Below are 25,923 nucleotides of genomic sequence, written 5' to 3'. Positions count from 1 at the left end.
ACCATGAGCGGCAGACACACCGGCGAGCAGCATTCCCACACCGTGGAAGGCACCGACCCCCAGCTGTATGTCGCGGTTTACGAGCCCGGGACCGACGCCGGCCTGCGCCCCGTGCTGCTGTTGCACGGCTTCTCCTCCTCCGCCCGGCTCAACTGGGAGGACACCGGCTGGCTGACGGCCCTGCTCGAGGCCGGCCGCCGCGTCATCACCGTGGACCTGCCCGGCCACGGCCGCAGCGGCGCCCCCGAGGACATGGACTCCTACGCCCCCAGCCGGATCCGCGCGGATCTGCTCCAGATAGCGGTCGACGCCGGAGCTCGGCCCCTGCGCGACGGCGATCCATCCAGCGGGCTCGACGTGATCGGCTATTCGCTGGGCGCGCGGCTGGCCTGGGAATTCGGCGCCACCCAGCACGAACTCGTCCACCGGTTGGTCCTGGGCGGTCCGAACATCGCCGACCCCCTCGCCGACTTCGACCTCGTCGCCGCGCAGCGCTACCTGGCGGACGGCACCCCCATCGCCGACGAATCAACCGCGCGGCTGCTGAAGATGGCGCAGATGCTGCCCAGCAACAACATCTTCTCGCTGCTCTCCCTCGTCGAGGCGATCAAGGGCGAGCCCTTCGACGCCGCCGAGGCCGTCCCGCGCGTGCCGATGCTGCTCGTGGCCGGGGACAAGGACGACCGCGCCGGGTCCATGCCGGAGCTCGCCGCCCTGGGCGCCAAGGCCGGCGCCCAGGTGGAGCAGCTCGTCCTGCCGGGCCGGAACCACACCAACTCCATCACCAGCCGCGCGTTCAAGCAGGGTGCCATCCGCTTCCTTGCCGCCTGACTTCCTTGCCGCCTGGGCAGCAACGCGGGGTCACATCGCGCCCATAATCCCCTCCAGGATGGGCGCGATGTGACCCCGCGTTGCTCAAAAAAAGGGGGCACGGACCGTTGGTCCGTGCCCCCAGAAGTTCCGGCGGAGTACTTTCCTGCCTAGTGCTTGGCAGCCTTGCCAGCCGCGGCAGGCTCGTGGGCGGGGACACCGAGCGGACGGCCCCGGGTTTCCTTGGCCAGCACGACGCCGACGGCGGAGATGACGCACAGGATCATGATGTAGATGCCGATGGAACCGGTCCACTTGGTGCTCTGCAACAGCCATTCGGCGATCGTGGCGGCGAAGGCGCCGCCCAGGATGGCGCCGAAGGCGTAGCCGATCGAGATGCCCGAGTAGCGCACGTTCGCCGGGAACATCTCGGCGTACATGGCGGACATCGGGCCGTAGGACAGCCCCAGGCCGATGGTCAGGACGAACAGCGCGGTGCCGTACAGCACGATGTCCTTGGTCTCGATGAGGGCGAACATCGGGATCATCCAGGCGAAGACGATGGCGTAGCCGAGCAGGAAGGTCTTGACACGGCCGATCTTGTCCGAGAGCCAGCCGCCCACGAGGGTGAAGATCAGCCAGCCAAAGGATGCCAGCGTGGTGGCCAGCAGGATCTGCGGAGTCTGCATCTTCAGCGACTTCGTGGCGTAGGAGATGAAGAACGCGATCAGCAGGTAGCCGGCGGCGTTGTTGCCGATGAAGATCATGGTCGAGAACAGGACGGCCTTCTTGTGGAACTTCAGCAGCTGGCCCAGCGGGGCCTTGCTTTCTTCCTTGCGGGCGGCCATTTCCTTGAACACGGGGCTCTCGTCCACGGCACGGCGGATCAGGTAGCCGACGACGATCAGCACGATGGAGAGCAGGAACGGTACCCGCCAGCCCCAGGACGCGAAGTCCGCCTTGGACATTCCGGTGTTGAGGAAGTAGAGCAGGCCCGTGGCGAGGATCATGCCCACGGGGACGCCGATCTGCGGGTACGCGCCAAACAGGCCGCGCTTGCTCATGGGAGCGTGCTCGACGGCCATCAGGGCAGCGCCGCCCCATTCACCGCCGGCCGAGAAACCCTGGATGACGCGGAGGGTGATCAGCAGGATCGGAGCCCAGACGCCGATCTGGCCGTACGTGGGCAGCATGCCGATCAGCGCCGTTGCGGCACCCATCATGACGAGCGTGAAGACCAGCATGGCCTTGCGGCCGAGGCGGTCACCGAGGTGGCCGGCGATGATCGCACCGAGCGGGCGGAACAGGAAGCTGATGCCGATGAGGGCGAAGGACAGGATCTGTGCCAGGCCCGGGTTCGAGTCCTGGAGCGGGGTGAGGAACAGCGGCGACAGCAGCGTTGCGGTCAGCTGGGCAAAAATGAAGAAGTCGTACCACTCGATGGTGGTACCGACCAGCGTCCCGGCCAGTACCTTGCGTTCCTCATGCTTGCTGCTGGGGCCCGCTTCGGAATCGACGGTTGAAGTTGCGGTCATTGGAACTCCGTTGCTGGGGGCAGAGGTACTGCCCGGGGTGGGTGCGAAGTGAATTACTGATCGTTCGGTCAGTTGGTATAAGGAACACTACTACGGATATGTGACAAAGCGCACATATTTCCCGATAAGGCTTCTTTCCCGGATGGCGCCGCCGTCCCCAAGGACCAGGCGGCGACGCCGGGGCGGGGCCCAGCGTCCGCTGCGCCCCGCCCGTTGCCTGCCTCCCCGGTGGCCGGCGGGAAGGGCGGCGGCCTCAGTCCTCGCGGGCGAGGAATTCGCGGACCCTGGCCCGGACGGGTTCGCGGTCATAGCTGTTCACCAGGGCGCCGGCCATCCGGACCGGGTCGCCGAAGAAGAAGTACTCGTACAGGGACTGGCGCCCGGAGAACCCGGAAACCGAGGCGTCGAAGGCCAGCTTGAAGAGCCGGACGCGCTCCGGGCCGGTGAGCGTCTTGCCCTGCAGGTACATCTCGATGTCGGCCCGCGCATCGCTGTTGACATCCGCCTCGCCGGGAAGTGCCATCAGCCCGGAGGCGGAGAACTTGCGGATGATCTGCGGGAAGCGCTGGGCGATCTTCGGGTACCAGTTGCGGGCCGCGTTCAGCGTGGACCACTTCGGCAGCATGACGCCGGCCTCGTTCAGCTCGGCGTCAGCCTCCGAGGCGCGGACCAGCGCCCGGCCGATTTCGACGTCGACGATCAGTTCGGCGATGTCCTCCTGGATGTGCTGGAATCCGTCGATGCCGATCGAGTCGGCCAGCTCGGAGGCCAGGCCCAGGAAGAACTCGCTCTTGGCGATGGTGCGGGTGACCACCTGGTGCGTCATGAGGGCGCCGGCGCCGGTTTCGGCGTAGAAGCCGTTGCACAGCTGGGGGTTGCCGAGCATGAAGATGCGCTCGTTGGGAACGAAGACGTTGTCGAAGATCGCGACGGCGTCCATTTCCTCATAGCGGGAGGCCAGCGGCTCGTCGTGGGTGCTGCCGCCGTTGTACAGCGAGGTCCGGCAGAGGTAGCGCAGTCCCGGCGCGTCGTTGGGGATGGCGAAGGCGTAGGAGTACGGGGCATCCTCCGGGGTGCCGCGGAGCACGGTGGAGGGGAAGACCAGCAGTTCGTCCGCGATCGGGGCTATGGTGGCCAGCATGCGGGCGCCGTGGACGACGATGCCGTCCTCGCGCTCTTCCACGATCCGGGCCGAAAGCTGGCCGCCGAGCTGTTCGGAGCCGGAGACCGAGCGGTTGACCTGCGGCGGGATCAGGGTGTGGGTGGCGAGGACGTCGTTTTCACGGGCCCACTCGTAGTACTTGCGGATGTTCTCCGCGAACTTGGGGTCCGCCTGGGAGAACCACTTCTGGGCCGTGCTGAGGGCCGTCAGCGAGGAGTTCATGTAGTCGCCGGAGCGGCCAAGGAAGCCGTTGGAGGACTCGGCCCAGGTGGAGATGGCGCGGCGCCGGCGCTTGAGGTCCTCCGCGGTCTTCGGCACCAGGAAGGAGGCGTTCACCAGGTCTCCCGTGCTCGGCGAGGTATAGGTCAGCGCTTCCTGGTACCTGGGGTCGTGCTGCATGTCGAAGAGCTTGGCGTAGGAGCGCGCCACGTTGCGGAAGGCGGGGTGCTCGGCGATCTTTTCGCTGACCACCTCGCCGTCGATCACCACGTGCGGCGTCATCGCGTTGAGTTTGTCCAGGTACTGCTGTCCGGTACGGATACCCATGGCTGTCTCTCCAGTCGTCTGTGTCGTTCTTGTCGTCTAAAAGGTCTGTGGCCTCAGGGCCTTGTGGCCGCGGCGGCGCGGTCAGAGCAGGTCTTCCATGCCCAGCTGGCTTTCCGGGATGGTGGTGAAGGTGCTGTTGGCGAAGGCGAGGGCGTCGCCGTTGCGGTAGTTGAAATCCACCACCTCGCCGATGTAGAGGGTGTGGTCGCCGCCGTCGTATGCCGCCCAGGGCTTGCATTCGAAATAGGCGAGGACCTTGGACAGGCGCGGCGCCGTTTCGCCCTCGACCCAGAGCGGCTCGGGCCCGGGGCGGCCGGCGAAGTGCATCGCGAGCTGGCGCTGTTCGGCGCCCAGGATGTTGACGGTGAAGGGCCGGCCGGCGAGCTCGTCATGGGCCTTGGTGGTGCGGGCAATGCTCACGAGCACGAGGGGCGGTTCCATGGACACCGAGGTAAAAGAGTTCACGGTGATGCCGTGGCGCTTGGTGACCCCGTCAAAGGTCACGATCGCGACGCCGGTGGCGAACCGTCCCAGGCTGCCGCGGAAATGATTGGCACGGGGTGCGGTGGTCCGGCCCGGTACAACCGGAACAGGCTCGGTGCGGGGCTTGGCAATCATCATCGATCCCTTGCGTTGTGGTGGGGGTGACTGCAGGAACGCTATTCTTTCCCATTCCTGTGTTCTATAATCGAACTCACCGTTCCCATATAGAACACTAGCGCACTGTGAGCTGAGGCACAAGGGTTCGCCCTTCGGGGTGACCGGAACTGCCGCAGTCCGCACCTAGGATGGACAAATGACCCCGACTGCCGGCAGTTCCCAGGCTTCCCCGTCCCAGACGCTTTCGCGCGGCATCCGGGCCCTGGAGATCCTCGCCGAGGCCCAGCAGCCGCTCACTATCGCCGAACTCGCCGACGCGATGGGAGTCCACCGCTCGGTGGCGTACCGCATCCTGCGCACCCTTGAGGACCATTCCCTGCTGGTGCGCGACGACGGCGGCCGGGTCCAGCCCGGACCCGGACTCGCCGTCCTGGCACGGGGGGTGGCCCGCAGCCTGCAGACGGCCGCCCTGCCCGAACTCACCCAGCTTGCCAATGCCCTGACCATGAGCACCTTTGTGGCGGTCTGGGACCACGAGGACTGCGTCACGCTGGTCACCGTCGATCCGCGGCATACCGGAGCCACCGTGGTCCAGCACCCGGGTTCCCGGCACCCGATCAGCGCGGGCGCCCCCGGCATCGCCATCCAGTCGGCATTCTCCGAACCGGAATGGAACGCACTGGCTCCGGGGATCCCCTACCGCGCCGAGGCGGCCGAGGCCCGCCGCCGGGGTTTCGCGGCGAGCCACGACGAGGTGATCGCCGGAGTCTCGTCGCTGGCCGTGCCGGTCCGGGTCCCGGGCGGGCGTCCGGCTGCCCTCGGCGTCGTCTACATCCGCGCCGCGCAGGACCCGGAGGAAGTGGCCGCCGCACTGGTGGCGGGCGCCGCGCGCATCGAGGGCCAGCTGGGCTGAGACCCCGGCCGCCGTCTTCCGGTCCCGCGCCCAACTGACCCGCAGTCGAGGGCGTTTTCAGGGTTCAAAACGGCCCCGACTGCGGGCCAGTCGGGGGCTTAGGCTGCCGGCTCAGCCCTGGGCGTCGTCGGAAATGTGCAGGGTCGAACCGTTGCGGCCCTTGACCACCTGGAGCTGGGTGCCGATGCGTTGTTTCATTTCGCCCACGTGGCTCACGAGCCCGACCACCCGGCCGCCGTCCCGGAGCCCTTCGAGGGCGTCCATCACCTGTTCCAGGGCCTGTTCATCGAGGCTGCCGAAGCCCTCGTCGACGAAGAGGGTCTCGATGTCCACACCGCCCGATTCCTGCTGCACCACGTCCGCCAGTCCGAGGGCCAGGGCAAGCGAGGCCATAAACGATTCGCCGCCGGACAGTGTGGCCGTGTCGCGGCGCAGGCCGGTCCACTGGTCAACCACCTCCAGGCCCAGACCGGACTTGGCCCCGCGCGCAGCCTTGGCGTCCGTGTGCTGCAGCGTGTACCGTCCGTCGCTCATGCCGATCAGCCGTTCCGAGGCGGCGACCGCCACCTGTTCGAGCCTGGCGGCGAGCACGTAGCTGTTCAGGCTCATACGGTAGGTGTTGTCCCCGCCGCCCCGGGCGGCGTCGGCCAGGGCACTCAGGAGCGACGCGCGTTCCCGCGGCTCCCGGCCGGCGGCGGCGAGCTCCAGGTACCCTGCCGTGATCCGGGCCAGGGTGAGCACGGATTTCTCCGCCAGGCCGGAGGCGAGCACAGCTGCGCCGGCTTCACGTCCGGCCAGGGCGGCGGCAGCCTGGAGCTGCTCCAGGACGTCGTCTCCGAGTGTCCCCTCGGCCTCCAGCTCACGGGCGGCCCGGACGAGTTCTTCACCGGCGAAGAGTTCTTCAACCCGCGCGGCTTCATCCTGCCCGGCCCGGATGGCTGCTTCCAGCCCCGCAGCGTCCGGGGCGGCGAGCAGCGCGGCCCGGGCCTCGGCCGCGGACCCGAAGCCTGAAGCGGGAAGAGCCTGCTCCAGCTGTTGCCGGGCGTCCGCCGAGCGGGTCCCGGCCTGTTCCAGCCGGGTCCGTGCGTCCTCGGCCCGTTCCAGCACCGCCGTCGCCCCGTCGAGGGCGACGATGCGCTCCCCCAGGCCGGGGTGCCCGGCGCGCAGCTTCCCGAGGGCCCGTTCGAGGCCTTCCGCCTGTCCCTGGATTTCCACAATCGTGGATTCCGTCTGGACGATCGCTGAGGCGGCGTCCGACTGTGCCTGTTCGGCGGCGGAGATCTCTTCCTCCAGGCCAGCCTGCCGGGCACGGCTGGCAGCGAGCTCCTTGGCCGCGGTGGAGGCTTTGGCCGCCCGGTCCTTGGCTGCGGCGGCATCCAGGCGTGCTTCCTCGGGCGCCGTACTGCCGCCCTGCGCCGCCAGGACGGCAACTTCCTGCCGGGCCTCGGCGAGTTCGCGTTCGAGCGCGGACAGCGTCACTTCCGCTGCCTCAGATGCCTCCTGGGCGGTCCTCTCCGCCGCGGCGACGGCCAGTGCGGACGCCGCTGCCGGGGCGGGTACCGGATGGTCCGGGCTCCCGCACACCGGACAGGCGACGCCGGAGACCAGCTGTGCGGCCAGCTCCCCGGCGGCGTTGGCGAGCCGTTCTTCGCGCAGATCAAGCCAGCGCTGGCGCCGGTCCTGGTGCTCATCGCGGGCGCGGCGGTGGCGTTCCCCAACCCCCGCACACACCGCCTCGGCCGCAGCATAGCGACCGACCAGGGCGACGAGTTCCTCGGCCGCAGCCGCCTCCTTGGCGCGCAGCTGGACCTCTGCCGCGAGTTCCTCGAGCGGACGGAGCCCGGCGAGCAGCCCGGCCGATTCCGCCCGCAAAGCCTCCAGAGTTGCGGCACCCGAACGGCGTTCCGAGGTGAACTGCTCCAGCGACTTGCGCAGCTGGCCGGCGCGGTCCATCAGCTCAGCGAGCCTGGACTCATCCGGCAACCGTTCCTCCAGCACCGCCCGCACCGAGCGCAGGCGTCCCAGGGTGCTCCGCAGCGCCGTGCCGTCAGTGCGCGAACCGGCGGCGTCGCCGTCGGCGAGGTCGAGGCCGGTGAGTTCGGGATCCGTGAGTGCCGCGGCCCGCAGCTCCTCGGCTGCCTCAGCCATGGCCTGGGATGCCAGGGCCTCGGAAGCTTCGGCGCTTTCCGCGGCTTGCAGCTGTCCGCCGAGTACCTCTGCCTTGCGGTGCAGACCCAGCTGGGCGGTTTTGCCGGCGAGGACGGGCGCGGCAGCCTCGGCGTCGGACCGCCGTCGTTCCGCGGCGGCGAGCCTGGCCTGGCGTGCGGCGCGGGCTGTGGCCGCATCGAGGGCCGCCGCGTGTCCGGCCCTGGCTGCCTCCGCTTCCGCCGCGGCCGAGTGCCGCTCCCGCGCGGCGGCGGCGGCACCGGCCTCCAGCCAGGCCAGCAGCGCCTCGGCGTCTTCCCGGTCCGGAACATCGGCCGTGTCCAGCCCGAGGGCCGCGGTCTCGGCCTCTGCCTGGGCGAGCAACAGTTCCAGCTGGTTGTTAAGGCTGCCGACTTCGGCCCTGGCCGCCAGTGCCTTCCGGGCCAGTTCCTGTTCGACGGCTTCGAAGCGCTGGGTGCCGAACAGGCTTTGGAGCAGCTCGAGGCGGTCTGTGGCCTTGGACCGGAGGAAGGCCGCGAAGTCGCCCTGCGGCAGCATAACGACCCGGGTGAACTGTTCCCGGTTCATGCCAAGGACGTCGGTGATCTCCGCCCCGGCCTCGTCGTTCCGGCCGGACTTTTCCACCCACGCGCCGTCGATGCGCTCGCGCAGCAGCGTGTTGGCCTGCTGGAGCGTGAATCCGTTTTTCCCCCTGGCACTGGGCTTGTCCCAGGCGGGAGACCGGGACACCTCAAAGTGGCGGCCCTTTGCCGAGAACTCGCAGGTGACCCGCGGTTCGGCAGCGGCTTCGGCGTGGTCGCTGCGCAGCCGCTTGCCGTCCTGCCGGGCTCCGGGCACCGAACCGTACAAGGCGAAGCAGATGGCGTCGAGGACACTGGTTTTACCGGCCCCGGTGGGCCCGTTCAACAGGAAAAGTCCGTGTGTGCTGAGCCGGTCAAAGTCGATGCTCTCGGTCCCGGCGAACGGGCCGAACGCGGAAATCTCGAGGCGGTGGATCCTCACAGGGAAATCCCTTCGAGCCGGACGGCTTCCAGCGCTTGCCCGAGGACAGCCGCTTCGGCGTCGTCGGCACCCCGGCCACGGACATGCTCAAGGAAGCCGCAGCAGATGGACAGGTCGTCGTCGGCCTCGGCGAGCCGGCTGCTGTAGCTGGTCCTGGCCGTCGCAGCCGCGCCTTCGGGGTCGAACCCGAGCACCAGGGTGTCCGGGAAACGTGCGCGCAGCCGTTCCATGGCCTGCGCGGGACGCTGGGCGTCCGTAAGGGTGATCTGGCAGTAGGCATCTTCCGCCCAGCCGAATTCCTCGGCCGAGAGCAGATCCTCGATCCTGCCCCGCAGCACGGCCAGGGTCCGTGGCGCCTCCCAGAGCACCTCGGTGACCCCGGTGACGCCCGAGGCGTCGACTTCCACGAGCCAGCCGCCCTTCTTGTGCTTCGCTTCGGAGAAGGAGTAGGCGAGCGGGGATCCCGAGTAGCGCACGGCGGCCGAGAGCTCCTGCCGGCCGTGCAGGTGTCCGAGCGCGGTGTAGCCGAAACCGTCGAAGAGATCCAGCGGCACGGCGCCGACGCCGCCGATGCTCAGGTCCCGTTCGCTGTCCGAGCTGATCCCGCCGCTCGCGAAGGTGTGGGCCAGGACCACGGAGTGGACGGTCCGCGTCTTGGAACGAACGCCCAGATCGTCCCGGATGAGGGCCGTGGCGGCGCGCGTCACCTCGAAATGGCTGGCCGTCCCGACACCCAGCTGTTCGGCGACGAGCCGGGGTTCCAGCCAGGGAATGCCATAGACGGCCAGCACGGGACCGTCATCGGAGCCGTCCCCGGCGCCGGCGTCGAGCGGAAACAGCACCGGTTTGTCCAGTTCGGCCAGCCGGGTGCGCAGGTGCACTCCCCCGCGCTCCAGCAGCCGGGACGCGAACCCTAGCCGGATCGCCGAATCGTGGTTCCCGCTGGTCAGCACCACCTGGGCGCCGGCGCCCGTGAGGCGCACCAGGGCGTCGTCGAGCAGGCCCACGACGTCGACCCCGGGCAGGGCGCGGTCATAGACGTCTCCCGCGATCAGGACGACGTCGACCGACTCGTCACGGACGAAACTGACGAGCTGGTCTACGTAGGCGCGCTGCGCATCGAGCATCCCGACGCCGTGGAATGACCGGCCCAGGTGCCAGTCCGAGGTGTGCAATAGCCGCATGCCTCTACGGTATCGGCTGCCACGGACAGTTTTGCGCAGCCGGACTCCAAGGCAACGCGGGGTCAGCTACGGCCCATCCCGGGGCCCCGGATGGGCGCCAAGGATCCCCGCGTTGTTTGGAGAGGCTGTTACACCCCGCGCTTGTCAAAGAAGTCGCGGGCCTCGTCACCGTCCGCCGTCCGGGAATCCTGTGCCGGGGCCGGAGCAGCGGCGGCGCGCGCCCCGGCGGCGTCCTCCTCGCCGTCATCCTCGTCCGGCACGGCGTTCGGAACGGCCGGCTGCAGCTGCGCGGCGGTCTGCGCGAAGCCGCGGAAGACCAGTCCCGCGAGCGCGGCACCGACCACGGGGGCGACCCAGAAGAGCCACAGCTGTCCGAGCGAGTCCACGTTGCTGAAGAGGGCGGAGGCGGTGGCGCGGGCCGGGTTGAAGGGGTCGTTGCCGATCGCCTGCCCGAGCTGCAGCAGCACGGCCGTGGTCAGGCCGACGGCGAACGGAGCCGCCGCCCTGGACGGGTTGTGGCGCGAGGTGGTGCCGAGGTAGACCGCGACGAGCAGGGCGGCGCCGAGGACCTCCACGAGCAGCACGCCGGCCATCGGGGCCTGGGTGATGGAGTGTTCGCCGAAGCCGGCCGTGACGGTGTCAAAGGCGGCCCGGGAGTCGCTGATCTTGGGGATGGTGCGCAGGATGGCGAAGAGGGTGACGGCGCCAAGCAGGGCGCCGACCAGCTGCGCACCGAGGTAGGCTGCGGCTTCGGTCAGCCGGATGCGGCCCGCAATGGCGTTGCCCACCGTGACCGCCGGGTTGAAGTGGCCGCCGGAGAGGTAGCCGAACGCCAGCATGGCCGCCGTCAGCGCCAGGCCTGCCGCAAGGGAAGCGGGCAGCGGGTTGGACTGCGGAATCGTGAACAGCGGTACGCCCAGGCCTGCGACCACCACGAACAGTGTCCCGAGGGCCTCGGCGGACAGCCGGGCCACAAATCCGGGCCGGGGCGAATCGTCGCGGGCGGCGGACGGCTTGATGCCGCCCGTCACGGGGGCTGACACAGGCGTGCTCATGGTCGGTAATTCCTTTGTTTGGGGTGTGCGGCGTCCCGGGCTTTCGGCCCGCAGCCGGCCGCGGTCCGGGCGCGCGGTGTACTGCCGTCCGGAAGTTCGGTCCGCGAGCAGTCTGCCAGCGAATTCTGGACGTTCGCTGGGTCCGGGCTCAGCGTCCCAGTGCCACCGCGGCGACGGCGCTGCCGGCCAGGACGACGACGGCGGCGGCCGCCCAGCGCATCAGCGCCGCCCGGGGCGCCGCCGAGGAACTCCGGAGTTCCCTGCCGCGGGCCAGCACGCACAGGCAGAGGACGACGGTGGCCGCCATCGCGGTCAGCGCGCAGATCCCCAGGTAATCCGGGGCTCCGGCGGCGGAACCAGGAGCGGCCCGGGTTACCGCAAGCGCCCAGCTGCGCCAGACCAGCAGGTCCACCACGACCAGGGCCAGTACCGTCCGGCGCCAGGCCAGGGAGGTCCGCTCGGGCTGGAGCCCGGGGTCCCGGCGGGGCCCTGCGCTCAACGCGCCACCAGGATCAGGACGGCAAAGGTGAAGGCCGCGGCTGCCACCCCAATGGTCATCACCAGCATCAAGCCGGAGAACGGCAGCTCCCGGTTGTTCCGCATGGCCGCCTCCATCTGGCCCCAGCGGTGGTAGGCGAGCGCGGCCAGGCCTGCTCCCAGGACCGCCAGCACGACGCACAGGGCAATCCGGACCGGGCCGGGAGCAATGGACGGGGCCAGTTGGTCAATCGCCAGGGCACCGGCGATGAGGGCAAGCGAGGTCCTGATCCAGGCCAGGAAAGTGCGTTCGTTGGCCAGGGAGAACCTGTAGTCGGGGGTGTTTCCGGTCTTCCGCCACGCTGGTTCGCGCATCTGCTGGTCTTCCTCTGCTCGGCCTGACGGCACCCTGCCGGTCCAACAGCACCCTACCCGGCGCCCGGCGTCGCGGGACCGGGGTAAATTTGAAGGCATGAGCACCGAGCCCGGCACCACCCCTGCGCCACGTCCCCTGCCGTCTGCGCCGACCCCACCCGTGCTGTCCCACGGGTCCCGCATCCACGGCTGCCTGCTCGGTGGCGCACTGGGTGACTCACTGGGGTACGCCGTCGAATTCGATGACATCACCGCCATCCGGGCCAGGTTCGGCCCCGCGGGGCTGCAGGACTTTGCGGCGCTCGACGGCGGCAGCCACTTTTCCGACGACACCCAGATGACGCTCTACACCGTTGATGGCCTCGTGGAGGCGCTCGAATGGGCCAACTCGGGGGTCGGCGCGGATACCAACGCCTGCCTGTGGCTTGCGTACCTGCGCTGGCTCGGCACCCAGGGTGTGCCCCTCCCGCCGTCGGCCCCGGTGCAGCCGCCCCGCTGGATTGACACGCACGAAGTGCTCAAACACCGCCGTGCCCCGGGCAGCACGGTCCTGAGCGGCCTCGCCAGCGGCGAAATGGGCACGGTGTACCGGCCGGTCAATCCGGAGTCGAAGGGCTGCGGCACGGTGATGCGCTCCGCGCCGTTCGGCCTGATCCCCTACATCGCGCCGGAATCCGTCTATAAAATCAGTGCCGACGCGGCGTCCCTGACCCACGGCCACCCCGCTGCCCGGCAGAGTTCGGGCGCCCTGAGCCTGATGATCCACTCCCTGACGGCCGGCCGCGGCCTGCGTGAAGCCGCGGACTACGCGCTCGGACACCTGCGGGCCGGAAACCTGGGCAGGAACGAGTCCCCGGACGCGGCGTTGCTCGAACGGCTGGAGGGGGCACTGCGCCTGGCCGCGCAGCCCGGACAGCCCGGAAACCCGGCCGCCCGCGGACTGCTCAGCCCGGAGGAACTGGTGCGGGAACTGGGCGAAGGCTGGGTGGCCGAGGAGGCACTCGCCGTCGCCGTCTACGCGGTGCTGGCAACTGAACCGGACCCGACGGCGGCGGTTTCCGGCCGTCCGGAGGCCCACTTCCGTGCGGCGATCGCCGTCGCGGTGAACCACAGCGGGGACAGCGATTCCACCGCCTCGATTGCTGGGAACATCCTGGGCACGTTCTACGGCGAGGAATGCCTGCCGGCGGGGTGGCTGCAGACGCTCGAAGCCCCGGAGGTCATCCGGGGCATGGCGGAACAGCTGGCGCTTGTGACCGGCGCCTGAGCACGGGGCCCAGGAAGCGGGCGTCAGGCGCGGCGCAGCGAAATGTTGTTGCAGGCCTCGCAGATGTCTTCGGGGATGAAGCCGCGGCGCTGCAGGAAACCGAAGATGGTGCAGCCAAGGCAGAAGCCGGCAAACGATTCCAGCGAGGCCGCGACGATCAGGATTGCGAGCAGGATCCACGCCCCCGGCGCCAGGCCGGCGGCGAAAAGGATCGCTGCGGCGGTGGATATGGCGGCGCCGATGCCCTGCGCGAAGCGCTTCGGGGGCCCCGCGACCAGGCGTTTCTTTCCGAGGATAGGGGTGAGGACCTTGACGGAGAGTATCCCGAAGGGCGAGATCCGGGGGCCGAACAGCACCCGCAGCCAGAACCCGAGGGCGATGACGGCCAGCCCCCAGCCAAGGCCGGTCAGCAGGCCGGTCACCAGGGTCGCGACGGACAGCACCACAACGAGTCCGGCCGTGATGCGTGCTGAATACTCGTTCACCGGGTTCGGGAACGCGAAGACCTTGCGCCAATCGATTCCGCCGTGCGAGGCAACGGCAGGCGTCTGTGCATCGATCAGTTTGCTCATGGTGCAAGGCTAGGAGAACACGTGCCGCGAGGAAATGTTTGTTGCGCCGGGTGACGGCGGGCGGCGCCCCGCGGCGCCGGCGGACAGCGCTGCCACAGGCGGCGGTGGGACTCGGGCCGCGGCCCGCCGGGGCTCAGGCCCGGGCCGCAGAGGCCACGTGGCCTCCCACCATCTGCAGGAATTCGCCTTCGGACAGGACTTCAATGCGTTGCCCGCGTTCGTGCAGTTCCAGGACACGGCGTGCCTTGCCGGTGAGCCTGCCGGAGCGCAGGTCCGCGGCCACGAACCCGTCCCCCACCACCAGGACCGTGGTCCGGGCCGTGACCCGGCTTTCTGGCCTGGCGCCAAGCTCGGCCGAGCGGATCTTCGCCTCAGGCCGCGGAATCGCCAACTCTCCGGTGAACACGACGGTCTGGCCGTACAGGGGGTGGTCGGGAGCGGCGGCGGCGTTGGGTGCCGGGTTGGCGCCCTCTTCCGGCCAGCCGGGCAGGAACGGCCGGCCCGCGGGGGCAGCCACGCCCCCGGCAAGACCATCGAGGGCCGACCGGGTGGCCTTGGACAGCGGGTCGCGCGCGGGATCGAAGGCCGGCTGGTGGGACACCGCGAGGCCCAGGGACAGGAACAGCCCGGCGATGCTGCCCGCGCCGTTGCGGGCGGCGATATCAATCAGGATCCCGGCGCAGGCCCTGGCGTCCTCGGCCGCATCGTGGTGGTTGATCAGCGGGACGCCGGCTTCCTCAGCCGCGTACGGCAGGGAATTGGACACCAGCGAGTAGCAGCGGCGGGACAGCAACACCGTGCAGACGTAATCGTAGGCGGGCCCCGGCAGGCCGGATACTTCCAGGCCCGAGCGGATCACGCCGAGGTCGAAGGCGGCGTTGTGGGCGGCCAGCACGTCGTTGCCGATGAAGGCACCGATCTCCGGGAACAGCTCTCCGAAGCGCGGCAGCCCGGCCACCTGCTCCGGCTTGATGCCATGGATCCTGACGTTGTGGTGGTCGAAGCGGTCATGGTTTTCCGGCGGCCGCATCAGCCAGGAGGCTTCCTCGACGACGACGCCGCCGCGGACCTTGCTCAGGCCAACAGCGCACGGTGAACCGCGGAAGCCGTTCGCGGTCTCAAAGTCGATCGCCGTAAAGTCCAAACCCACGGCACAACTTTACCGCCGGATCGGGGCGCGGCCCGCATCGCCGCCCGCGTCCCGTCCACCAGCCACTGCCGCAGCAATGTCCGACGGCGGCCGTCAAGTACCCTTAACGGGTGAACCTTTTAGCGATGAGTGACTTTGCCGTGTCCGCGATCGGAGGCGCAGGCCCGGTACAGCCGCACCTGTCCTCGCTCCTGCCCGACTGGCTCAACCCCCAGGTGTTCCTGGCCAATCCGGCCTTCGCGCCGTGGGTTGTTCTCCTGGTCTGCGGCATCATCTTCGCCGAAACAGGGCTGCTGGTCGGTTTCTTCCTGCCGGGCGACTCCATGCTGTTCACGGCCGGCCTGCTGGTTGCCACCGGCACGATCAAGTTCAACATCTGGGCCTTTGTGGCGCTCATCATCGTCTCGGCGGTCCTCGGAAACCAGGCCGGCTACCTGATCGGGTCCAAGGCCGGTCCGGCCCTCTTCAACAAGCCGGACTCGAAGCTGTTCAAACGCGAAAACGTCGAAAGCGCCCACGCCTTCTTTGAAAAACACGGCGGCAAGGCCCTGATCCTGGCCCGCTTCGTCCCCATCATCCGCACCTTCGTCCCGGTGATCGTGGGCGTGGCGCAGATGAGCAAGCGCAAGTTCTTCCTGTTCAACGTCATCGGCGCCGTGCTCTGGGGCGGCGGCGTCACGCTGCTGGGCTACCTGCTCGGCGACACGGTGCCGTGGGTCCGCGACAACCTGGACATCATCTTCATCGCCATTGTGCTGGTGTCCGTCATTCCGATCGCGATCGAAGTCATCCGTGGTTTCATCGCCCGGCGCCAGGCCGCGAAGTACAGCACGGATGTCGTCGAGGAGTTCATCGAAGAACACGAGCCCGAAGCAGAGCGCAAGACCCCGTAACGCAGCTTAAGCCGGGAAGGCGCCCCCACCTGTGGGGGCGCCTTCCCGGCTTAAGCACGCTGGTGTTTAGTCACACCGGTGTCCACGCGCACCGCTCGCCGGCGCCTACTTCCCCGCCAGTGCCTCCACGATGGCGGGCAGCAGCGCCCGGAAGGCGTGGCCGCGGTGGCTGATGGCGTTCTTCTCCCCGGGGCTCAGCTCGGCACAGCTGCGGTCCAGGCCGTTCGGCTGGAGCACCGGGTCGTAGCCGAATCCGCCCTCACCGCGCGGTTCGCGCAGCAGCGTGCCTTCAAGCTGCCCGTACTCCACGACTTCCCGCCCTTCCCCGGCCGCCGATCCGGGCACGGCCAGCGCCGCGGCGCAGACGAACGCGGCACCCCGGTACCCGTCCGGCACGTCGGCCAGCTGGGCCAGCAACAGCTGCAGGTTCGCGGCGTCGTCCCCGTGCCGGCCCGCCCAGCGGGCCGAAAAGATCCCAGGTGCCCCGCCGAGCACGTCGACGGAGAGCCCGGAGTCGTCGGCGATCGCCACGAGCCCCGTCGCCGCAGCGACGGCCCGCGCTTTCAGGAGCGAGTTCTCGGCGAACGTCACCCCGGTCTCCGCGACGTCGGGGGCGCCGACGGCGCCGGCGTCCACCACCTGGGTGTCGACGTCGAGCCCGGGGACCTGCCCGCGGAGGAGTTCGCGGAGTTCCCGGAGCTTGCCCTTGTTGTGCGTGGCGAGAACCAAGACCGGCGCGGGCGCGGGGGTTCCTGTCACGGGGCTTCCGCGAGGGTTTCACGCTGGATGGCGGCGAGCTGCTCGGTGCCCAGCAGTGCCAGGTCCAGCAGCTTGTTCAGCTCGTCGCGGTCAAATGGCGCACCCTCGGCGGTCCCCTGGACCTCGACGAATTTACCGGATCCGGTCACGACGACGTTCATGTCGGTTTCGGCCCGGACGTCCTCGACGTACGGCAGGTCCAGCATCGGAATGCCGTCGATGATGCCGACGGAGACGGCGGCGATCGTGTCGATCAGGGGCTGGGCGTTGCGGGCGAGCATCTTGTTCTCGCGGGCGAAGCGGATGGCCTCGGCCAACGCCACGTAGGCGCCCGTGATGGCGGCGGTGCGGGTTCCGCCGTCGGCCTGCAGGACATCGCAGTCCAGGACGATGGTGATCTCGCCCAGGGCTTTGGTATCGATGATGGACCGCAGCGAACGGCCGATCAGCCGGGAAATCTCGTGGGTGCGCCCGCCGATCTTGCCCTTCACGGACTCGCGGTCGGAACGGGTGTTGGTGGCGCGGGGCAGCATGGCGTATTCGGCCGTCACCCAGCCGCGGCCCTCGCCCTTGAGCCAGCGCGGCACGCCCTCGGTCAGGGACGCCGTGCACAACACCCTGGTGTTGCCAAACTCGATCAGGGCCGAACCTTCGGCCTGGTTGGACCAGCCGCGGGTGATGCTGATCGGCCGGAGCTGGTCCGGGGTGCGGCCATCGGCGCGGATGACGGGTGCAGTAAGGGCTTCGGAAGTCATGCCATCAGCTTATCGACTCGGCGCGGCGCCGCGGCCACGCATCCCCGGGCCCGGCCCGGGACGGCGCCTCAGATCGTGTAGTGCACGCCGGCCACTGCCACGGCGACGTCCCGGCCGAAGACGTCCTTGGCCTCGGCCATGACAGTCGTCGGGGAGGTCCACACCGGAATGTGGGTCAGCAGGAGCCGCCGGGCGCCCGCGGCCACGGCGGCCTCCCCGGCCCGCTTTCCGGTCAGGTGGACGTCCTTGATCCCGTCGTCGCGGCCTTCCTCGAAGGCCGCTTCGCAGAGGAATAGATCGGCGTCCCGGGCGGCATCCTCAAGGCCGCTGCAGGAGTCCGTGTCCCCCGAATAGCTCAGGACGCGCGTCACGGGCGTGCCGTCACCGGCCGGCTCCGTGACCTCCACGCGGAGCGCGTAGGCCTCTTCCACCGGGTGGTTCACCGCATACGGCGTCACGGTGAACGGGCCAAGGGTCACGGGCTCGCGTTCGGCCCAGTTGCTGAAGTCGAACTCTTCGTGCATGCCCGGGTCAAGCTCCAGCCCGTAGGCGGTGGCCATCCGGTCGGCCGTCGCGGCCGGTCCCCACACCGGAATCCGGCCCCGGCCCCAGCCGCCCGGCTTCCAGCGCACCGCGACGTGGAGTCCGCACAGGTCCATGCAGTGATCCGGATGCAGGTGGCTCAGGAAGATGGCATCAATGTCTTCCAGGTCCGTGTACCGCTGGATGGCGCCCAGTGCACCGCTGCCCAGGTCCAGGACGATCTTCCAGTTCCGCTCGCCGTCGTTCGCGGTCAGCAGATAGCACGACGCCGGCGAGCCCGGTCCGGGGAAGGAACCGGAACAGCCAACAATGGTCAGCTTCACAGGCCAGGTCCCCCCACGAAGTTGGAGATCCGCGGGCGCCCCGTGCCGGCTTGCGCGGCGGCGATCATTTCCGGCGTGATCCGGGCCAGGCTCCCCGTGGGGTACTGGGCCGCCACATGGTCCACGTGGCGCACGCTGAGGACCTCCGGGCCCAGGAAGCGGCGCGCGAGGTGCTCGAACTGGGCCGCGTCCCCGGTGGCGATGAAGTTATGCTCCGGCGCGGCGGCGTCCATCCGTTCCAGGCCACGGGAGGCCAGGGCGCGGTAGACATCCTTGGCCGTTTCCTCGGCACTGGAGACGAGGGTGACATCCTCGCCCAGGACGAACGAGATCACGCCGGTGAGCAGCGGGTAATGGGTGCAGCCCAGTACCACGGTGTCCACCCCGGCTGCCGTGAGCGGTGCGAGATATTCGCGGGCCACGGCGAGCAGTTCCGGCCCGGTGGTGATTCCCGCCTCGACGTAGGACACGAAGGCCGGGCACGCCACGGAGGTGATCTCCAGGTCCGGGGCGGCGGCGAAGGTGTCCTCGTAGGCCCGGGACCCGACGGTGGCCGAGGTGCCGATGACGCCGACACGGCCACTGCGGGTGGCCGCGACGGCACGCCGGACAGCCGGTTGGATCACTTCGATCACCGGGATTCCGTAGCGCGCCGTGTACCGTTCGCGGGCGTCGCGCAGCACGGCGGCGGAGGCGGAGTTGCAGGCGATCGTCAGCAGCTTCACACCGGAATCTACGAGCTCGTCCATCACCCCCAGCGCGTTGGCGCGGACTTCGGCGATGGGCAACGGCCCGTACGGGCCGTGGGCCGTGTCGCCCACATACAGGATGGATTCGTTGGGCAGCTGGTCGATGATGGACCGTGCCACGGTGAGTCCGCCGACGCCTGAATCGAAGACACCGATGGGCCGCGATCCCATCTGGCTGTTTGCGGTGCTGCTCGCTGGGGAGTCCGCAACAGCTCCCGCTGCCGGATCCATGCTCGATGCTGAAGTCATGATTATTCGAGGATAGGGCTTAGCCATGGGTGCGGCCATCACATTGTGGTGTCCGACTCATGTCTAATTTGTCACACGCCGGCCGCCCCTCCTGCGTCCGGACGGAGTCCACACGGGCTCCGCCGGGGCCCGGGCTGTCTTCGGCCGGGAGCTCAGCGGCGCGGTTCGAGCGACTGCAGCATGGCCTGGACCAGGGACTCCTGCAGCCAGGAGGTGAAGTTGTAGACCAGGGCGAGGTAGCTCTCCACGTCCTCGGCCTGGGACCAGTCCTGCATGCGGTGGACATGCTCGGCGTCGGCCTCGTCGCGGATGTCGAGTCGTTCAGCAAGCACCAGCCGGACATCGTTCAGGGCGGTAGACCAGTGCCCCGCGTCCGCCGGGGTCAGCACCAGCTCGTCCTTGTCCAGGCCCAGCGCGGCGGCCTTCAGGGCGCCGGTCTTGCTCTCGCGCAACGAGCGTTCGGTGAGCCGGCGGAACTCGAGGGAGGCGTCGTCGTCGTTCTTCATCACGTTCGGCAGGAGCCGGCGCAGGGCGCGGTCCGTGGGCTCCCGGGCCTCCGTGTCGAGCCCGACGAGCGCGGCCAGGGGATCCTCGTTGGCACGCGCTTCCGGCTCCAGCATGGAGATGACGTCGTCGAAGAGGCTGCGCAGCAGTTCCCGTTCGGCCGGTTCCAGATGCCCGGTGATGCCCTTGCGTCCGTACTTGAATGCCTTAGCCACGTTTCCCTTTGCCCTTGCCAGATCCTGTGCTGCCGTCCCCGCCGCCGGCGGCCTTTTCCACGGTCGCCCAGAGGCCGTAGCCATGCATGGCGACGGCGTGCTGCTCCACCTGTTCCTTGCTGCCGTGCGCCACGATGGAGCGACCCTTCTTGTGGACCTCCAGCATGAGCTTGTTGGCCTTGGCCTCCGAATAGCCGAAATAGCTGCGGAACACATAGCTCACATAGCTCATCAGGTTCACCGGATCGTTCCAGATCACGAGGTTCCACGGGATGTCCGGGGCGGTCAAGACGTCGGTGGACGTCGCTGTTCCGGTCTGGGTGCCGGCCCGGGTATCGGGGCCGAGCGCAACGCTGAGGCTCATCTGTCTATTCTATGGGGATGCGCACTAGAGTGAATTTGTGAGTACCTCACCTGGCTGGGACCGGCCCCGCACGTCCCTGTACACCGATCACTACGAGCTGACCATGCTGCAGGGGGCGTTGCATTCCGGCGCCGCCCACCGCAAATCGGTGTTCGAGGCCTTCGCCAGGCGCCTGCCGGACGGCCGACGCTACGGGATCGTGGGCGGCACCGGCCGCCTCCTGGAGGGGATCACGGACTTCCGCTTTGGTGGGCCCGAGCTGGACTTCCTGCGCCGCACCCATGTGGTCAACGACGAGACGCTGGAATACCTCGCCGGCTACAGCTTCTCCGGCGATATCTGGGGCTATCCGGAGGGCGAGGCGTACTTCCCCAACTCCCCCGTCCTGATCGTGGAGTCCACCTTCGCCGAGGCCTGCATCCTCGAGACCTACATCCTGTCCGTGCTCAACCACGACAGCGCGATCGCCTCGGCTGCATCCCGCATGATCACCGCTGCCGGCAGCCGGCCCTGCATCGAGATGGGTTCACGCCGCACCCATGAAGAGGCCGCGTCCGCCGCCGCCCGCGCCGCCGTCATCGCCGGCTTCGACAGCACCTCCAACCTTGAGGCCGGGTTACGCTACGGGCTGAAGACGGTCGGCACCGCCGCCCATTCCTTCACCCTGCTGCACGATTCCGAACGCGAGGCGTTCGAGGCCCAGATTGCCGCGTTCGGACCGGAGACCGCGCTGCTGGTGGACACTTACGACGTCGAGGCTGCCGTCCGCGCCGCCGTCGAACTGGCAGGGGCCAGGCTCGGCGCCGTCCGGCTGGATTCCGGCGACCTCATCGCGCAGGCCCAGTGGGTCCGCCGGCTGCTGGACGATCTCGGCAACGAGCAGACCAAGATCGTGGTGACCTCCGACCTGGATGAATTCGCCATCGCTGCCCTGCAGTCCGCCCCGGTGGACTCCTACGGCGTCGGCACCTCCCTCGTCACCGGATCGGGCGCGCCGACGGCGAGCATGGTCTACAAGCTCGTCAGCCGCACCGATGACGCCGGCGGGTTCGTCCCGGTCGCCAAGGCCGCCAAGAACAAGACCAGCAAGGGTGGCCGCAAATATGCACTTCGCAAACTCGATGACCGTGGCACCGCCACCCACGAGATCGTCGGGATCGGCCACCGCCCGGAGGATGACGGCAACGACCGTCCGCTGCTGCAGCAGTTCATCAAGAACGGAGAACTGCTGCCGGGATGGACGGGCCCCGAGGGCGTGCTGCGCGCCCGCCGGCGCCATGCGGAGACCATGAAGGAACTTCCCGCCGTCGTCAACCGGCTGCAGCGCGGCGAAGCGGCCATCCCCACCATCTACGAGGAGAACTGATGTCCCGCGCCCTGATCATTGTTGACGTCCAGAACGATTTCTGCGAAGGAGGGGCGCTGGCCGTCTCCGGCGGGGCGGCTCTCGCCGGGGCCATCAGCGAGTATCTCGACGCCCATCATGGCCAGTTCGACCACATCGTGGCCACCCAGGACTGGCACATCGAGCCGGGCGCGCATTTCTCCGAGGAACCGGACTTCGTGGACAGCTGGCCGCGGCATTGCGTGGCCGGCACACGCGGCGCCGAACTGCACCCGGACCTCGATACGGAGTACATCCAGGCTTACTTCCACAAGGGCCAGTTCACCGCGGCCTACTCGGGGTTCGAAGGGATCCTGGCGGCGGACGACGCCGTCCCCACCGGGGACCGCAAACCGGGCGTCATGCCGCTGGGCGGGCATGCCGTGGACGGTGCCGTCGTAGACAGTGATGCCGTGGGCGAGGACGCGATCGGACTCGACGACTGGCTGCAGAGCCATGACGTGGAGGATGTGGTGGTTGTCGGCATCGCAACCGACCACTGCGTGAAGGCGACCGCGCTGGATGCGGTCCAGGCCGGCTACTCAGTGACCGTGCTCCGCGGACTGACCGTGGGGATCGCGGAGGACCTCGACGACGCCGTCGCCGAGATGGAATTCGGCGGCGTCGACATCGCCTAGGGACGCAGTCCCCGGGGCGTGCCGGTGGCGACGCATGGCCGGGAGGTTTGGCCGGAAGACCCTTGCCTCACAGTAGACTCGAAATCGTTGCCATGTCGTCTGACCCGTAGAACCCCGGAGTACACCATGAAGAAGATCCTTACCGTCCTGATCGCTGCCGGGGCTCTCCTCGGCGCCGCCGGCTGCTCGCCGGCCCCGAAGTTGAGCAACGCGGATACCTGTGCCCGGGTCAAGACTGTCGTCTCCTCGCCGACGGCCACCTCGGACAAGGCCGGCATGTCCCGGCTCGCCAATCAGCTCAGGCCCATCGAAGCAGTGGCCTCCGATGACCTGAAGGCCCCACTGAAGGCCATCATCGACTTCTTCGACGAGTCGGCGAAGGACAGCCCGGACACCGCGAAACTCGATAGCCTTAAGGGCGGCTACTCCGCCGCCGGCCAGACCTACAGCACGGCCTGCGCCGCCGGACAGTAACGGCCGGCCGGCCGTTTGACGGAAGAGGGACCGGGTCAGCCCGGTCCCTCTTTTATTTGCGGCCGATGAACCAGTCCTGGAGCTTCCGCAGGCGCGTCTGCAGCTGCTCCTGGTTGGCCTGCGCCACGGCCGGACCGCCACACACCGTCCGGAGCTTGGTGTGGATGACCCCGTGCGGGGTGCCCGTGCGGGCGGACCAGGCCGCCACGTTCTTGGCCAGCTCGGTGCGCAGGTCCATCAGCATCCGGTGGTCCGGCACGGCGGGTACGGCAGGCGGGCTATCAGCCTGCGGGGCGCGCGCGTTCTTGCGGTTCAGCTGCTCGTGCTGGCGCTGCCGCAGCAGCGTGCCGACCTGTTCGGCGTCGAGCAGGCCGGGGATCCCGAGGAAGTCCAGTTCGTCGTCCGAGCCCACCTCGCCGCCGGTGCCGAACTCGCCGCCGTCGAACAGCACACGGTCAAAGGACGCCTGCGAATCCAGGGCCTCGAACTTGCCTTTGGTGAGGCTGTCGGAGGCCTTCTCCTCGCGGTTTGCCTCGTCCATGAGCGAGTCTTCCGGGTTGAAGAGGCCGTCACCGTCTTCCTTGTCGGGGCGGTCCAGGGCATGGTCCCGCTCGGCCTCCATCGAGTTCGCCAGCGCCATCAGTGTGGGAACCGAGGGCAGGAAGACCGACGCCGTTTCACCGCGTTTCCGGGCACGGACGAAGCGCCCCACGGCCTGCGCGAAGAACAGCGGCGTGGAGGTGGAGGTCGCATACACCCCGACGGAAAGCCGCGGGACGTCCACACCTTCGGAGACCATGCGGACGGCCACCATCCAACGCTTGTCGCTGGCGGTGAATTCTTCAATCTTGCTCGAGGCCTTCGCGTCATCGGAGAGGATGACCGTGGGTGATTCGCCGGTGATTTTCTTCAACTGCCCGGCATAGGCCCTGGCATCATCGTGGTCGGTGGCGATCACCAGCCCGCCGGCGTCCGGGACACTGCGGCGCACCTCGCTGAGCCGCTTGTCCGCCCCGGCCAGCACGGCCGGGATCCACTCGCCGGCCGGATTGAGCGCGGTCCGCCAGGCGTGGGCGGTGATGTCCTTCGTGACCGCGGATTCGCCGAGCGACGCGGCCATCTCCTCCCCGCCGCTCGTGCGCCAGCGCATCTGCCCGGAGTAGGCCATGAACATGACCGGCCGGACCACGTGGTCCCGCAACGCCTTGCCGTAGCCGTAGGTGTAGTCCGCCTTGGAGCGCCGGATCCCGTCGCGGTCCTCGGCGTATTCCACAAACGGGATGGGGGAGGTATCGGAGCGGAACGGCGTACCGGTCAGGGACAGGCGGCGGGCCGCCGGCTCGAACGCCTCGCGGAGCCCGTCGCCCCAGGCCAGGGCCTCGCCGCCGTGGTGGATTTCGTCGAGGATGACGAGCGTGCGGGCGGCCTCGGTCTTGGCCCGGTGCAGCATCGGCTTGCTGGCGACCTGCGCATAGGTGACCGCGACGCCAATGAAGCCACGGCCGTGCTGGCCGTCGGCGTTCTTGAAGTTGGGATCGATGGCAATCCCGACCTTCGCGGCTGCATCGGCCCACTGGCGTTTCAGGTGGTCCGTGGGAGCCACGATGGTGACCCGGTTCACGACGCCGGCATCGATCAGCATGGATGCCACCCGGAGGGCGAACGTCGTCTTCCCGGCGCCCGGCGTAGCGACGGCCAGGAAATCCTTCGGGTGTGTGCTGAAGTAGCTGTCCAGGGCTTCCTGCTGCCAGGCACGAAGCTTGGGTGCGGTGCCCCAGGCCGCCCGCTCAGGATACGCCGGAGGAAGCGTGGGTCCGCCGAAGAGTGTCTCTGTCACTTAGGTGCCCTCCACTCCGCGCACGGCTGCGGCTGACGGGGTAACCCAATTAAGCACAAAAACACCAATCTTTTTCGGATGATACGGACAGCCCAGACCCGGGCATGGGCCGGAACCCGGGCACGCAAAAGCGCCGGTCCCGGTGGCTGCTGGCGGCGTGCGGAGGCCGCGGACGGACCACGACGGCGCGGACCGGCAGAGCGCCGGCGCGCCGCTGCGAGGTGGTTCTGCTACTTGTCTCCGGAGCCCTTGCCGCCGTCGTTGCCGGGGCGGAGCCCATCGTAGACTTCCTTGCATTCCGGGCATACGGGAAACTTCTTGGGATCGCGTCCGGGCGTCCAGACCTTGCCGCAGAGGGCAATGACAGGCTCGCCGGACAGCGCCGATTCCATGATCTTTTCCTTGCGCACATAGTGCGAGAAGCGCTCCCGATCGCCCGGCTCCACTTCCTGGCGCAGTTCCTCGCGCTCGATCGTGGCAGTCGAGGTCCCGGCTCCGGAGAGCTCACGCATCGGGTCGTTTTCGAGGGGGTCGGTCATGCTGCTCATGACACCCATCTTAGCCGCTGGAACGGCCGGAACCGCGACGCGATGGTAACGGCGGCCTCCTACAGGCCCTGCCATGATGGCTTGTTGTCATAGCTGTGGCGGTAGTAGTCGGCGAGCCGGAGCGAGGATGCCGCCGCCTCGTCCAGCAGGACCGTGGCGTGCGGATGCAGCTGCAGCACGGAGGCCGTACAGATGGCGGCGACGGGCCCCTCGACCAGATCCCGGACGGCCTGCGCCTTTTGGGCGCCGGCGGCCACGAGGATCACATGCCGGGCCTCCAGGATGGTTCCCAGGCCCTGCGTGACCGCGTGGTGGGGCACCTCGGCCAGGCTCCCGAAAAACCGTGCGTTGTCCCGGCGTGTCTGCTCGACCAGCGTTTTGATCCGGGTCCGGGACGCGAGCGAGGAAACGGGCTCGTTGAAGCCGACATGGCCGTCCGTGCCGATGCCGAGGAGCTGCAGGTCCACTCCCCCGGCCGCACGGATGGCGTCTTCGTAGGCCTGGCAGGCCGCGGGAATGTCGGCAGCCGCGCCGTCTGGCCCGTGGACGTTGTCCGGGCTGATGTTCACCCGCCCGGTAAACTCGCGCCTGATGACCTCGCGGTAGGACTGGGGATGGCCGGCCGGGAGGCCCACGTATTCGTCGAGTGTGAAGGCATGCGCCCGGCTGAAGTCGAGGCCGCGCTGCTCATGCCGGAGCACCAGTTCGTCATAGACGGGCAACGGTGAGGAGCCTGTAGCCAGCCCGAGGACGGCATCGGGCTTGCGCCGGAGCAGGGCCTCGATCGCGTCCGCCGCGAGCGTGGCCAGCGGCCTGATGCCCGCCAGGATGACTACTTCCATGGTCCCTCTGCCTTTGCTGCCAGGGCCCCTGT

26 protein-coding genes are annotated in these 25,923 nt (G+C 68.8%); 7 read left to right on the top strand and 19 right to left on the bottom strand.

The genetic code is table 11. The features are described 5' to 3' along the window. The first annotated feature begins 3 nt into the window (after positions 1 to 3). A complete protein-coding gene (locus E5206_RS09090) occupies positions 4 to 831 on the top strand; it encodes an alpha/beta fold hydrolase (RefSeq protein WP_136322204.1) in 828 nt (275 codons plus the stop codon). Between the two features lie 149 nt (positions 832 to 980). On the opposite strand, the gene E5206_RS09085 is transcribed toward E5206_RS09090, so the two are convergent. The 3 genes from E5206_RS09085 to E5206_RS09075 all read right to left on the bottom strand — a co-directional run bounded on the left by E5206_RS09085 (position 981) and on the right by E5206_RS09075 (position 4,671). Then, positions 981 to 2,345 carry an MFS transporter gene (locus E5206_RS09085; protein WP_136322203.1) on the bottom strand — a complete coding sequence of 455 codons (1,365 nt, stop codon included), beginning with the start codon at positions 2,343 to 2,345 and terminating at the stop codon, positions 981 to 983. Between the two features lie 253 nt (positions 2,346 to 2,598). Next, positions 2,599 to 4,053 carry a 4-hydroxyphenylacetate 3-monooxygenase, oxygenase component gene (gene hpaB, locus E5206_RS09080; protein ID WP_136322202.1) on the bottom strand — a complete coding sequence of 485 codons (1,455 nt, stop codon included), beginning with the start codon at positions 4,051 to 4,053 and terminating at the stop codon, positions 2,599 to 2,601. Between the two features lie 81 nt (positions 4,054 to 4,134). Beyond that, positions 4,135 to 4,671, bottom strand: coding sequence for a flavin reductase family protein (locus tag E5206_RS09075; RefSeq protein ID WP_136324050.1), 537 nt, complete (start codon positions 4,669 to 4,671; stop codon positions 4,135 to 4,137). Positions 4,672 to 4,849: 178 nt separating this feature from the next. On the opposite strand from E5206_RS09075, the gene E5206_RS09070 reads away from it, so the two are divergent. After that, positions 4,850 to 5,566 (top strand): helix-turn-helix domain-containing protein, encoded by a 717-nt coding sequence (locus E5206_RS09070; RefSeq protein ID WP_136322201.1) that lies wholly within the window; start codon positions 4,850 to 4,852, stop codon positions 5,564 to 5,566. Positions 5,567 to 5,677: 111 nt separating this feature from the next. Here the strand turns inward: E5206_RS09070 and E5206_RS09065 are convergent, their stop codons facing one another. The 5 genes from E5206_RS09065 to E5206_RS09045 form a co-directional block, all read right to left on the bottom strand. After that, the gene (locus E5206_RS09065) at positions 5,678 to 8,734 is read right to left on the bottom strand and encodes an SMC family ATPase (RefSeq protein ID WP_136322200.1); all 3,057 of its coding nucleotides are present in this window, start codon (positions 8,732 to 8,734) and stop codon (positions 5,678 to 5,680) included. Beyond that, the gene (locus E5206_RS09060; RefSeq protein ID WP_136322199.1) at positions 8,731 to 9,918 is read right to left on the bottom strand and encodes an exonuclease SbcCD subunit D; all 1,188 of its coding nucleotides are present in this window, start codon (positions 9,916 to 9,918) and stop codon (positions 8,731 to 8,733) included. The genes E5206_RS09065 and E5206_RS09060 overlap by 4 nt, the downstream gene beginning before the upstream one ends. Positions 9,919 to 10,046: 128 nt before the next feature. Then, on the bottom strand, positions 10,047 to 10,973 hold the full coding sequence (locus tag E5206_RS09055) for an aquaporin (protein ID WP_136322198.1): 927 nt from the start codon (positions 10,971 to 10,973) through the stop codon (positions 10,047 to 10,049). Between the two features lie 148 nt (positions 10,974 to 11,121). Then, on the bottom strand, positions 11,122 to 11,472 hold the full coding sequence (locus E5206_RS09050) for a DUF202 domain-containing protein (protein ID WP_136322197.1): 351 nt from the start codon (positions 11,470 to 11,472) through the stop codon (positions 11,122 to 11,124). Further along, positions 11,469 to 11,825: a DUF202 domain-containing protein gene (locus tag E5206_RS09045; protein ID WP_136322196.1), complete on the bottom strand. Its 357-nt coding sequence runs from the start codon at positions 11,823 to 11,825 to the stop codon at positions 11,469 to 11,471. The genes E5206_RS09050 and E5206_RS09045 overlap by 4 nt, the downstream gene beginning before the upstream one ends. A gap of 97 nt (positions 11,826 to 11,922) precedes the next feature. On the opposite strand from E5206_RS09045, the gene E5206_RS09040 reads away from it, so the two are divergent. Beyond that, complete coding sequence (locus tag E5206_RS09040; protein WP_136322195.1) at positions 11,923 to 13,092, top strand: ADP-ribosylglycohydrolase family protein; 1,170 nt, start codon at positions 11,923 to 11,925, stop codon at positions 13,090 to 13,092. A gap of 23 nt (positions 13,093 to 13,115) precedes the next feature. On the opposite strand, the gene E5206_RS09035 is transcribed toward E5206_RS09040, so the two are convergent. Together E5206_RS09035 and E5206_RS09030 are read right to left on the bottom strand one after the other, a co-directional pair. Continuing rightward, the gene (locus E5206_RS09035; RefSeq protein ID WP_136322194.1) at positions 13,116 to 13,664 is read right to left on the bottom strand and encodes a DUF4395 domain-containing protein; all 549 of its coding nucleotides are present in this window, start codon (positions 13,662 to 13,664) and stop codon (positions 13,116 to 13,118) included. A gap of 133 nt (positions 13,665 to 13,797) precedes the next feature. Next, on the bottom strand, positions 13,798 to 14,814 hold the full coding sequence (locus tag E5206_RS09030) for an exonuclease domain-containing protein (RefSeq protein WP_136322193.1): 1,017 nt from the start codon (positions 14,812 to 14,814) through the stop codon (positions 13,798 to 13,800). Between the two features lie 125 nt (positions 14,815 to 14,939). Here E5206_RS09030 and E5206_RS09025 point away from each other — a divergent pair, with 125 nt between their 5' ends. Then, positions 14,940 to 15,707, top strand: coding sequence for a VTT domain-containing protein (locus tag E5206_RS09025; protein ID WP_136322192.1), 768 nt, complete (start codon positions 14,940 to 14,942; stop codon positions 15,705 to 15,707). Between the two features lie 105 nt (positions 15,708 to 15,812). Here the strand turns inward: E5206_RS09025 and rdgB are convergent, their stop codons facing one another. The 6 genes from rdgB to clpS form a co-directional block, all read right to left on the bottom strand. After that, on the bottom strand, positions 15,813 to 16,466 hold the full coding sequence (gene rdgB, locus E5206_RS09020; RefSeq protein ID WP_136322191.1) for an RdgB/HAM1 family non-canonical purine NTP pyrophosphatase: 654 nt from the start codon (positions 16,464 to 16,466) through the stop codon (positions 15,813 to 15,815). After that, positions 16,463 to 17,221 (bottom strand): ribonuclease PH, encoded by a 759-nt coding sequence (rph, locus tag E5206_RS09015; protein ID WP_136322190.1) that lies wholly within the window; start codon positions 17,219 to 17,221, stop codon positions 16,463 to 16,465. Before rph ends, rdgB begins: the two co-directional genes overlap by 4 nt. Before the next feature lie 68 nt (positions 17,222 to 17,289). After that, entirely contained in the window at positions 17,290 to 18,087 is a 798-nt protein-coding gene (locus E5206_RS09010; protein WP_136322189.1) for an MBL fold metallo-hydrolase, read from the bottom strand. Next, the gene (gene murI, locus E5206_RS09005) at positions 18,084 to 19,085 is read right to left on the bottom strand and encodes a glutamate racemase (protein ID WP_240690069.1); all 1,002 of its coding nucleotides are present in this window, start codon (positions 19,083 to 19,085) and stop codon (positions 18,084 to 18,086) included. The genes E5206_RS09010 and murI overlap by 4 nt, the downstream gene beginning before the upstream one ends. Positions 19,086 to 19,237: 152 nt before the next feature. Beyond that, positions 19,238 to 19,804 carry a DUF2017 domain-containing protein gene (locus E5206_RS09000; protein ID WP_136322187.1) on the bottom strand — a complete coding sequence of 189 codons (567 nt, stop codon included), beginning with the start codon at positions 19,802 to 19,804 and terminating at the stop codon, positions 19,238 to 19,240. Further along, positions 19,797 to 20,168 carry an ATP-dependent Clp protease adapter ClpS gene (gene clpS, locus E5206_RS08995; RefSeq protein WP_136322186.1) on the bottom strand — a complete coding sequence of 124 codons (372 nt, stop codon included), beginning with the start codon at positions 20,166 to 20,168 and terminating at the stop codon, positions 19,797 to 19,799. Before clpS ends, E5206_RS09000 begins: the two co-directional genes overlap by 8 nt. A gap of 37 nt (positions 20,169 to 20,205) precedes the next feature. On the opposite strand from clpS, the gene E5206_RS08990 reads away from it, so the two are divergent. The 3 genes from E5206_RS08990 (at position 20,206) to E5206_RS08980 (ending at position 22,664) form a co-directional block, all read left to right on the top strand. Next, positions 20,206 to 21,534: a nicotinate phosphoribosyltransferase gene (locus E5206_RS08990; RefSeq protein ID WP_240690067.1), complete on the top strand. Its 1,329-nt coding sequence runs from the start codon at positions 20,206 to 20,208 to the stop codon at positions 21,532 to 21,534. Beyond that, positions 21,534 to 22,190: an isochorismatase family protein gene (locus E5206_RS08985; RefSeq protein ID WP_136322185.1), complete on the top strand. Its 657-nt coding sequence runs from the start codon at positions 21,534 to 21,536 to the stop codon at positions 22,188 to 22,190. The genes E5206_RS08990 and E5206_RS08985 overlap by 1 nt, the downstream gene beginning before the upstream one ends. A 126-nt stretch (positions 22,191 to 22,316) precedes the next feature. Then, entirely contained in the window at positions 22,317 to 22,664 is a 348-nt protein-coding gene (locus tag E5206_RS08980; protein WP_136322184.1) for a hypothetical protein, read from the top strand. 52 nt (positions 22,665 to 22,716) lie between these two features. Here the strand turns inward: E5206_RS08980 and E5206_RS08975 are convergent, their stop codons facing one another. The 3 genes from E5206_RS08975 to nagB form a co-directional block, all read right to left on the bottom strand. After that, positions 22,717 to 24,501: a DEAD/DEAH box helicase gene (locus E5206_RS08975; protein ID WP_136322183.1), complete on the bottom strand. Its 1,785-nt coding sequence runs from the start codon at positions 24,499 to 24,501 to the stop codon at positions 22,717 to 22,719. Positions 24,502 to 24,731: 230 nt separating this feature from the next. Further along, positions 24,732 to 25,058: a DUF3039 domain-containing protein gene (locus tag E5206_RS08970; RefSeq protein ID WP_136322182.1), complete on the bottom strand. Its 327-nt coding sequence runs from the start codon at positions 25,056 to 25,058 to the stop codon at positions 24,732 to 24,734. A gap of 50 nt (positions 25,059 to 25,108) precedes the next feature. Then, positions 25,109 to 25,891 (bottom strand): glucosamine-6-phosphate deaminase, encoded by a 783-nt coding sequence (nagB, locus tag E5206_RS08965; RefSeq protein ID WP_136322181.1) that lies wholly within the window; start codon positions 25,889 to 25,891, stop codon positions 25,109 to 25,111. Positions 25,892 to 25,923: the final 32 nt, after the last annotated feature.

It is taken from the genome of Arthrobacter sp. PAMC25564, assembly GCF_004798705.1.
Taxonomy (GTDB): domain Bacteria; phylum Actinomycetota; class Actinomycetes; order Actinomycetales; family Micrococcaceae; genus Arthrobacter.
Note: the sequence above shows the minus strand (reverse complement) of the source record. Positions and strands in the feature narration are given on the sequence as shown.

Coding starts and splice junctions, on each gene's coding strand:
- E5206_RS09090 (WP_136322204.1), top strand. CDS start 4: ATGAGCGGCAGACACACCGGCGAGCAGCATTCCCACACCGTGGAAGGC.
- E5206_RS09085 (WP_136322203.1), bottom strand. CDS start 2,345: ATGACCGCAACTTCAACCGTCGATTCCGAAGCGGGCCCCAGCAGCAAG.
- hpaB (WP_136322202.1), bottom strand. CDS start 4,053: ATGGGTATCCGTACCGGACAGCAGTACCTGGACAAACTCAACGCGATG.
- E5206_RS09075 (WP_136324050.1), bottom strand. CDS start 4,671: ATGATTGCCAAGCCCCGCACCGAGCCTGTTCCGGTTGTACCGGGCCGG.
- E5206_RS09070 (WP_136322201.1), top strand. CDS start 4,850: ATGACCCCGACTGCCGGCAGTTCCCAGGCTTCCCCGTCCCAGACGCTT.
- E5206_RS09060 (WP_136322199.1), bottom strand. CDS start 9,918: ATGCGGCTATTGCACACCTCGGACTGGCACCTGGGCCGGTCATTCCAC.
- E5206_RS09055 (WP_136322198.1), bottom strand. CDS start 10,973: ATGAGCACGCCTGTGTCAGCCCCCGTGACGGGCGGCATCAAGCCGTCC.
- E5206_RS09045 (WP_136322196.1), bottom strand. CDS start 11,825: ATGCGCGAACCAGCGTGGCGGAAGACCGGAAACACCCCCGACTACAGG.
- E5206_RS09040 (WP_136322195.1), top strand. CDS start 11,923: ATGAGCACCGAGCCCGGCACCACCCCTGCGCCACGTCCCCTGCCGTCT.
- E5206_RS09035 (WP_136322194.1), bottom strand. CDS start 13,664: ATGAGCAAACTGATCGATGCACAGACGCCTGCCGTTGCCTCGCACGGC.
- E5206_RS09025 (WP_136322192.1), top strand. CDS start 14,940: ATGAGTGACTTTGCCGTGTCCGCGATCGGAGGCGCAGGCCCGGTACAG.
- rph (WP_136322190.1), bottom strand. CDS start 17,221: ATGACTTCCGAAGCCCTTACTGCACCCGTCATCCGCGCCGATGGCCGC.
- murI (WP_240690069.1), bottom strand. CDS start 19,085: ATGACTTCAGCATCGAGCATGGATCCGGCAGCGGGAGCTGTTGCGGAC.
- clpS (WP_136322186.1), bottom strand. CDS start 20,168: ATGAGCCTCAGCGTTGCGCTCGGCCCCGATACCCGGGCCGGCACCCAG.
- E5206_RS08985 (WP_136322185.1), top strand. CDS start 21,534: ATGTCCCGCGCCCTGATCATTGTTGACGTCCAGAACGATTTCTGCGAA.
- E5206_RS08980 (WP_136322184.1), top strand. CDS start 22,317: ATGAAGAAGATCCTTACCGTCCTGATCGCTGCCGGGGCTCTCCTCGGC.
- E5206_RS08970 (WP_136322182.1), bottom strand. CDS start 25,058: ATGGGTGTCATGAGCAGCATGACCGACCCCCTCGAAAACGACCCGATG.
- nagB (WP_136322181.1), bottom strand. CDS start 25,891: ATGGAAGTAGTCATCCTGGCGGGCATCAGGCCGCTGGCCACGCTCGCG.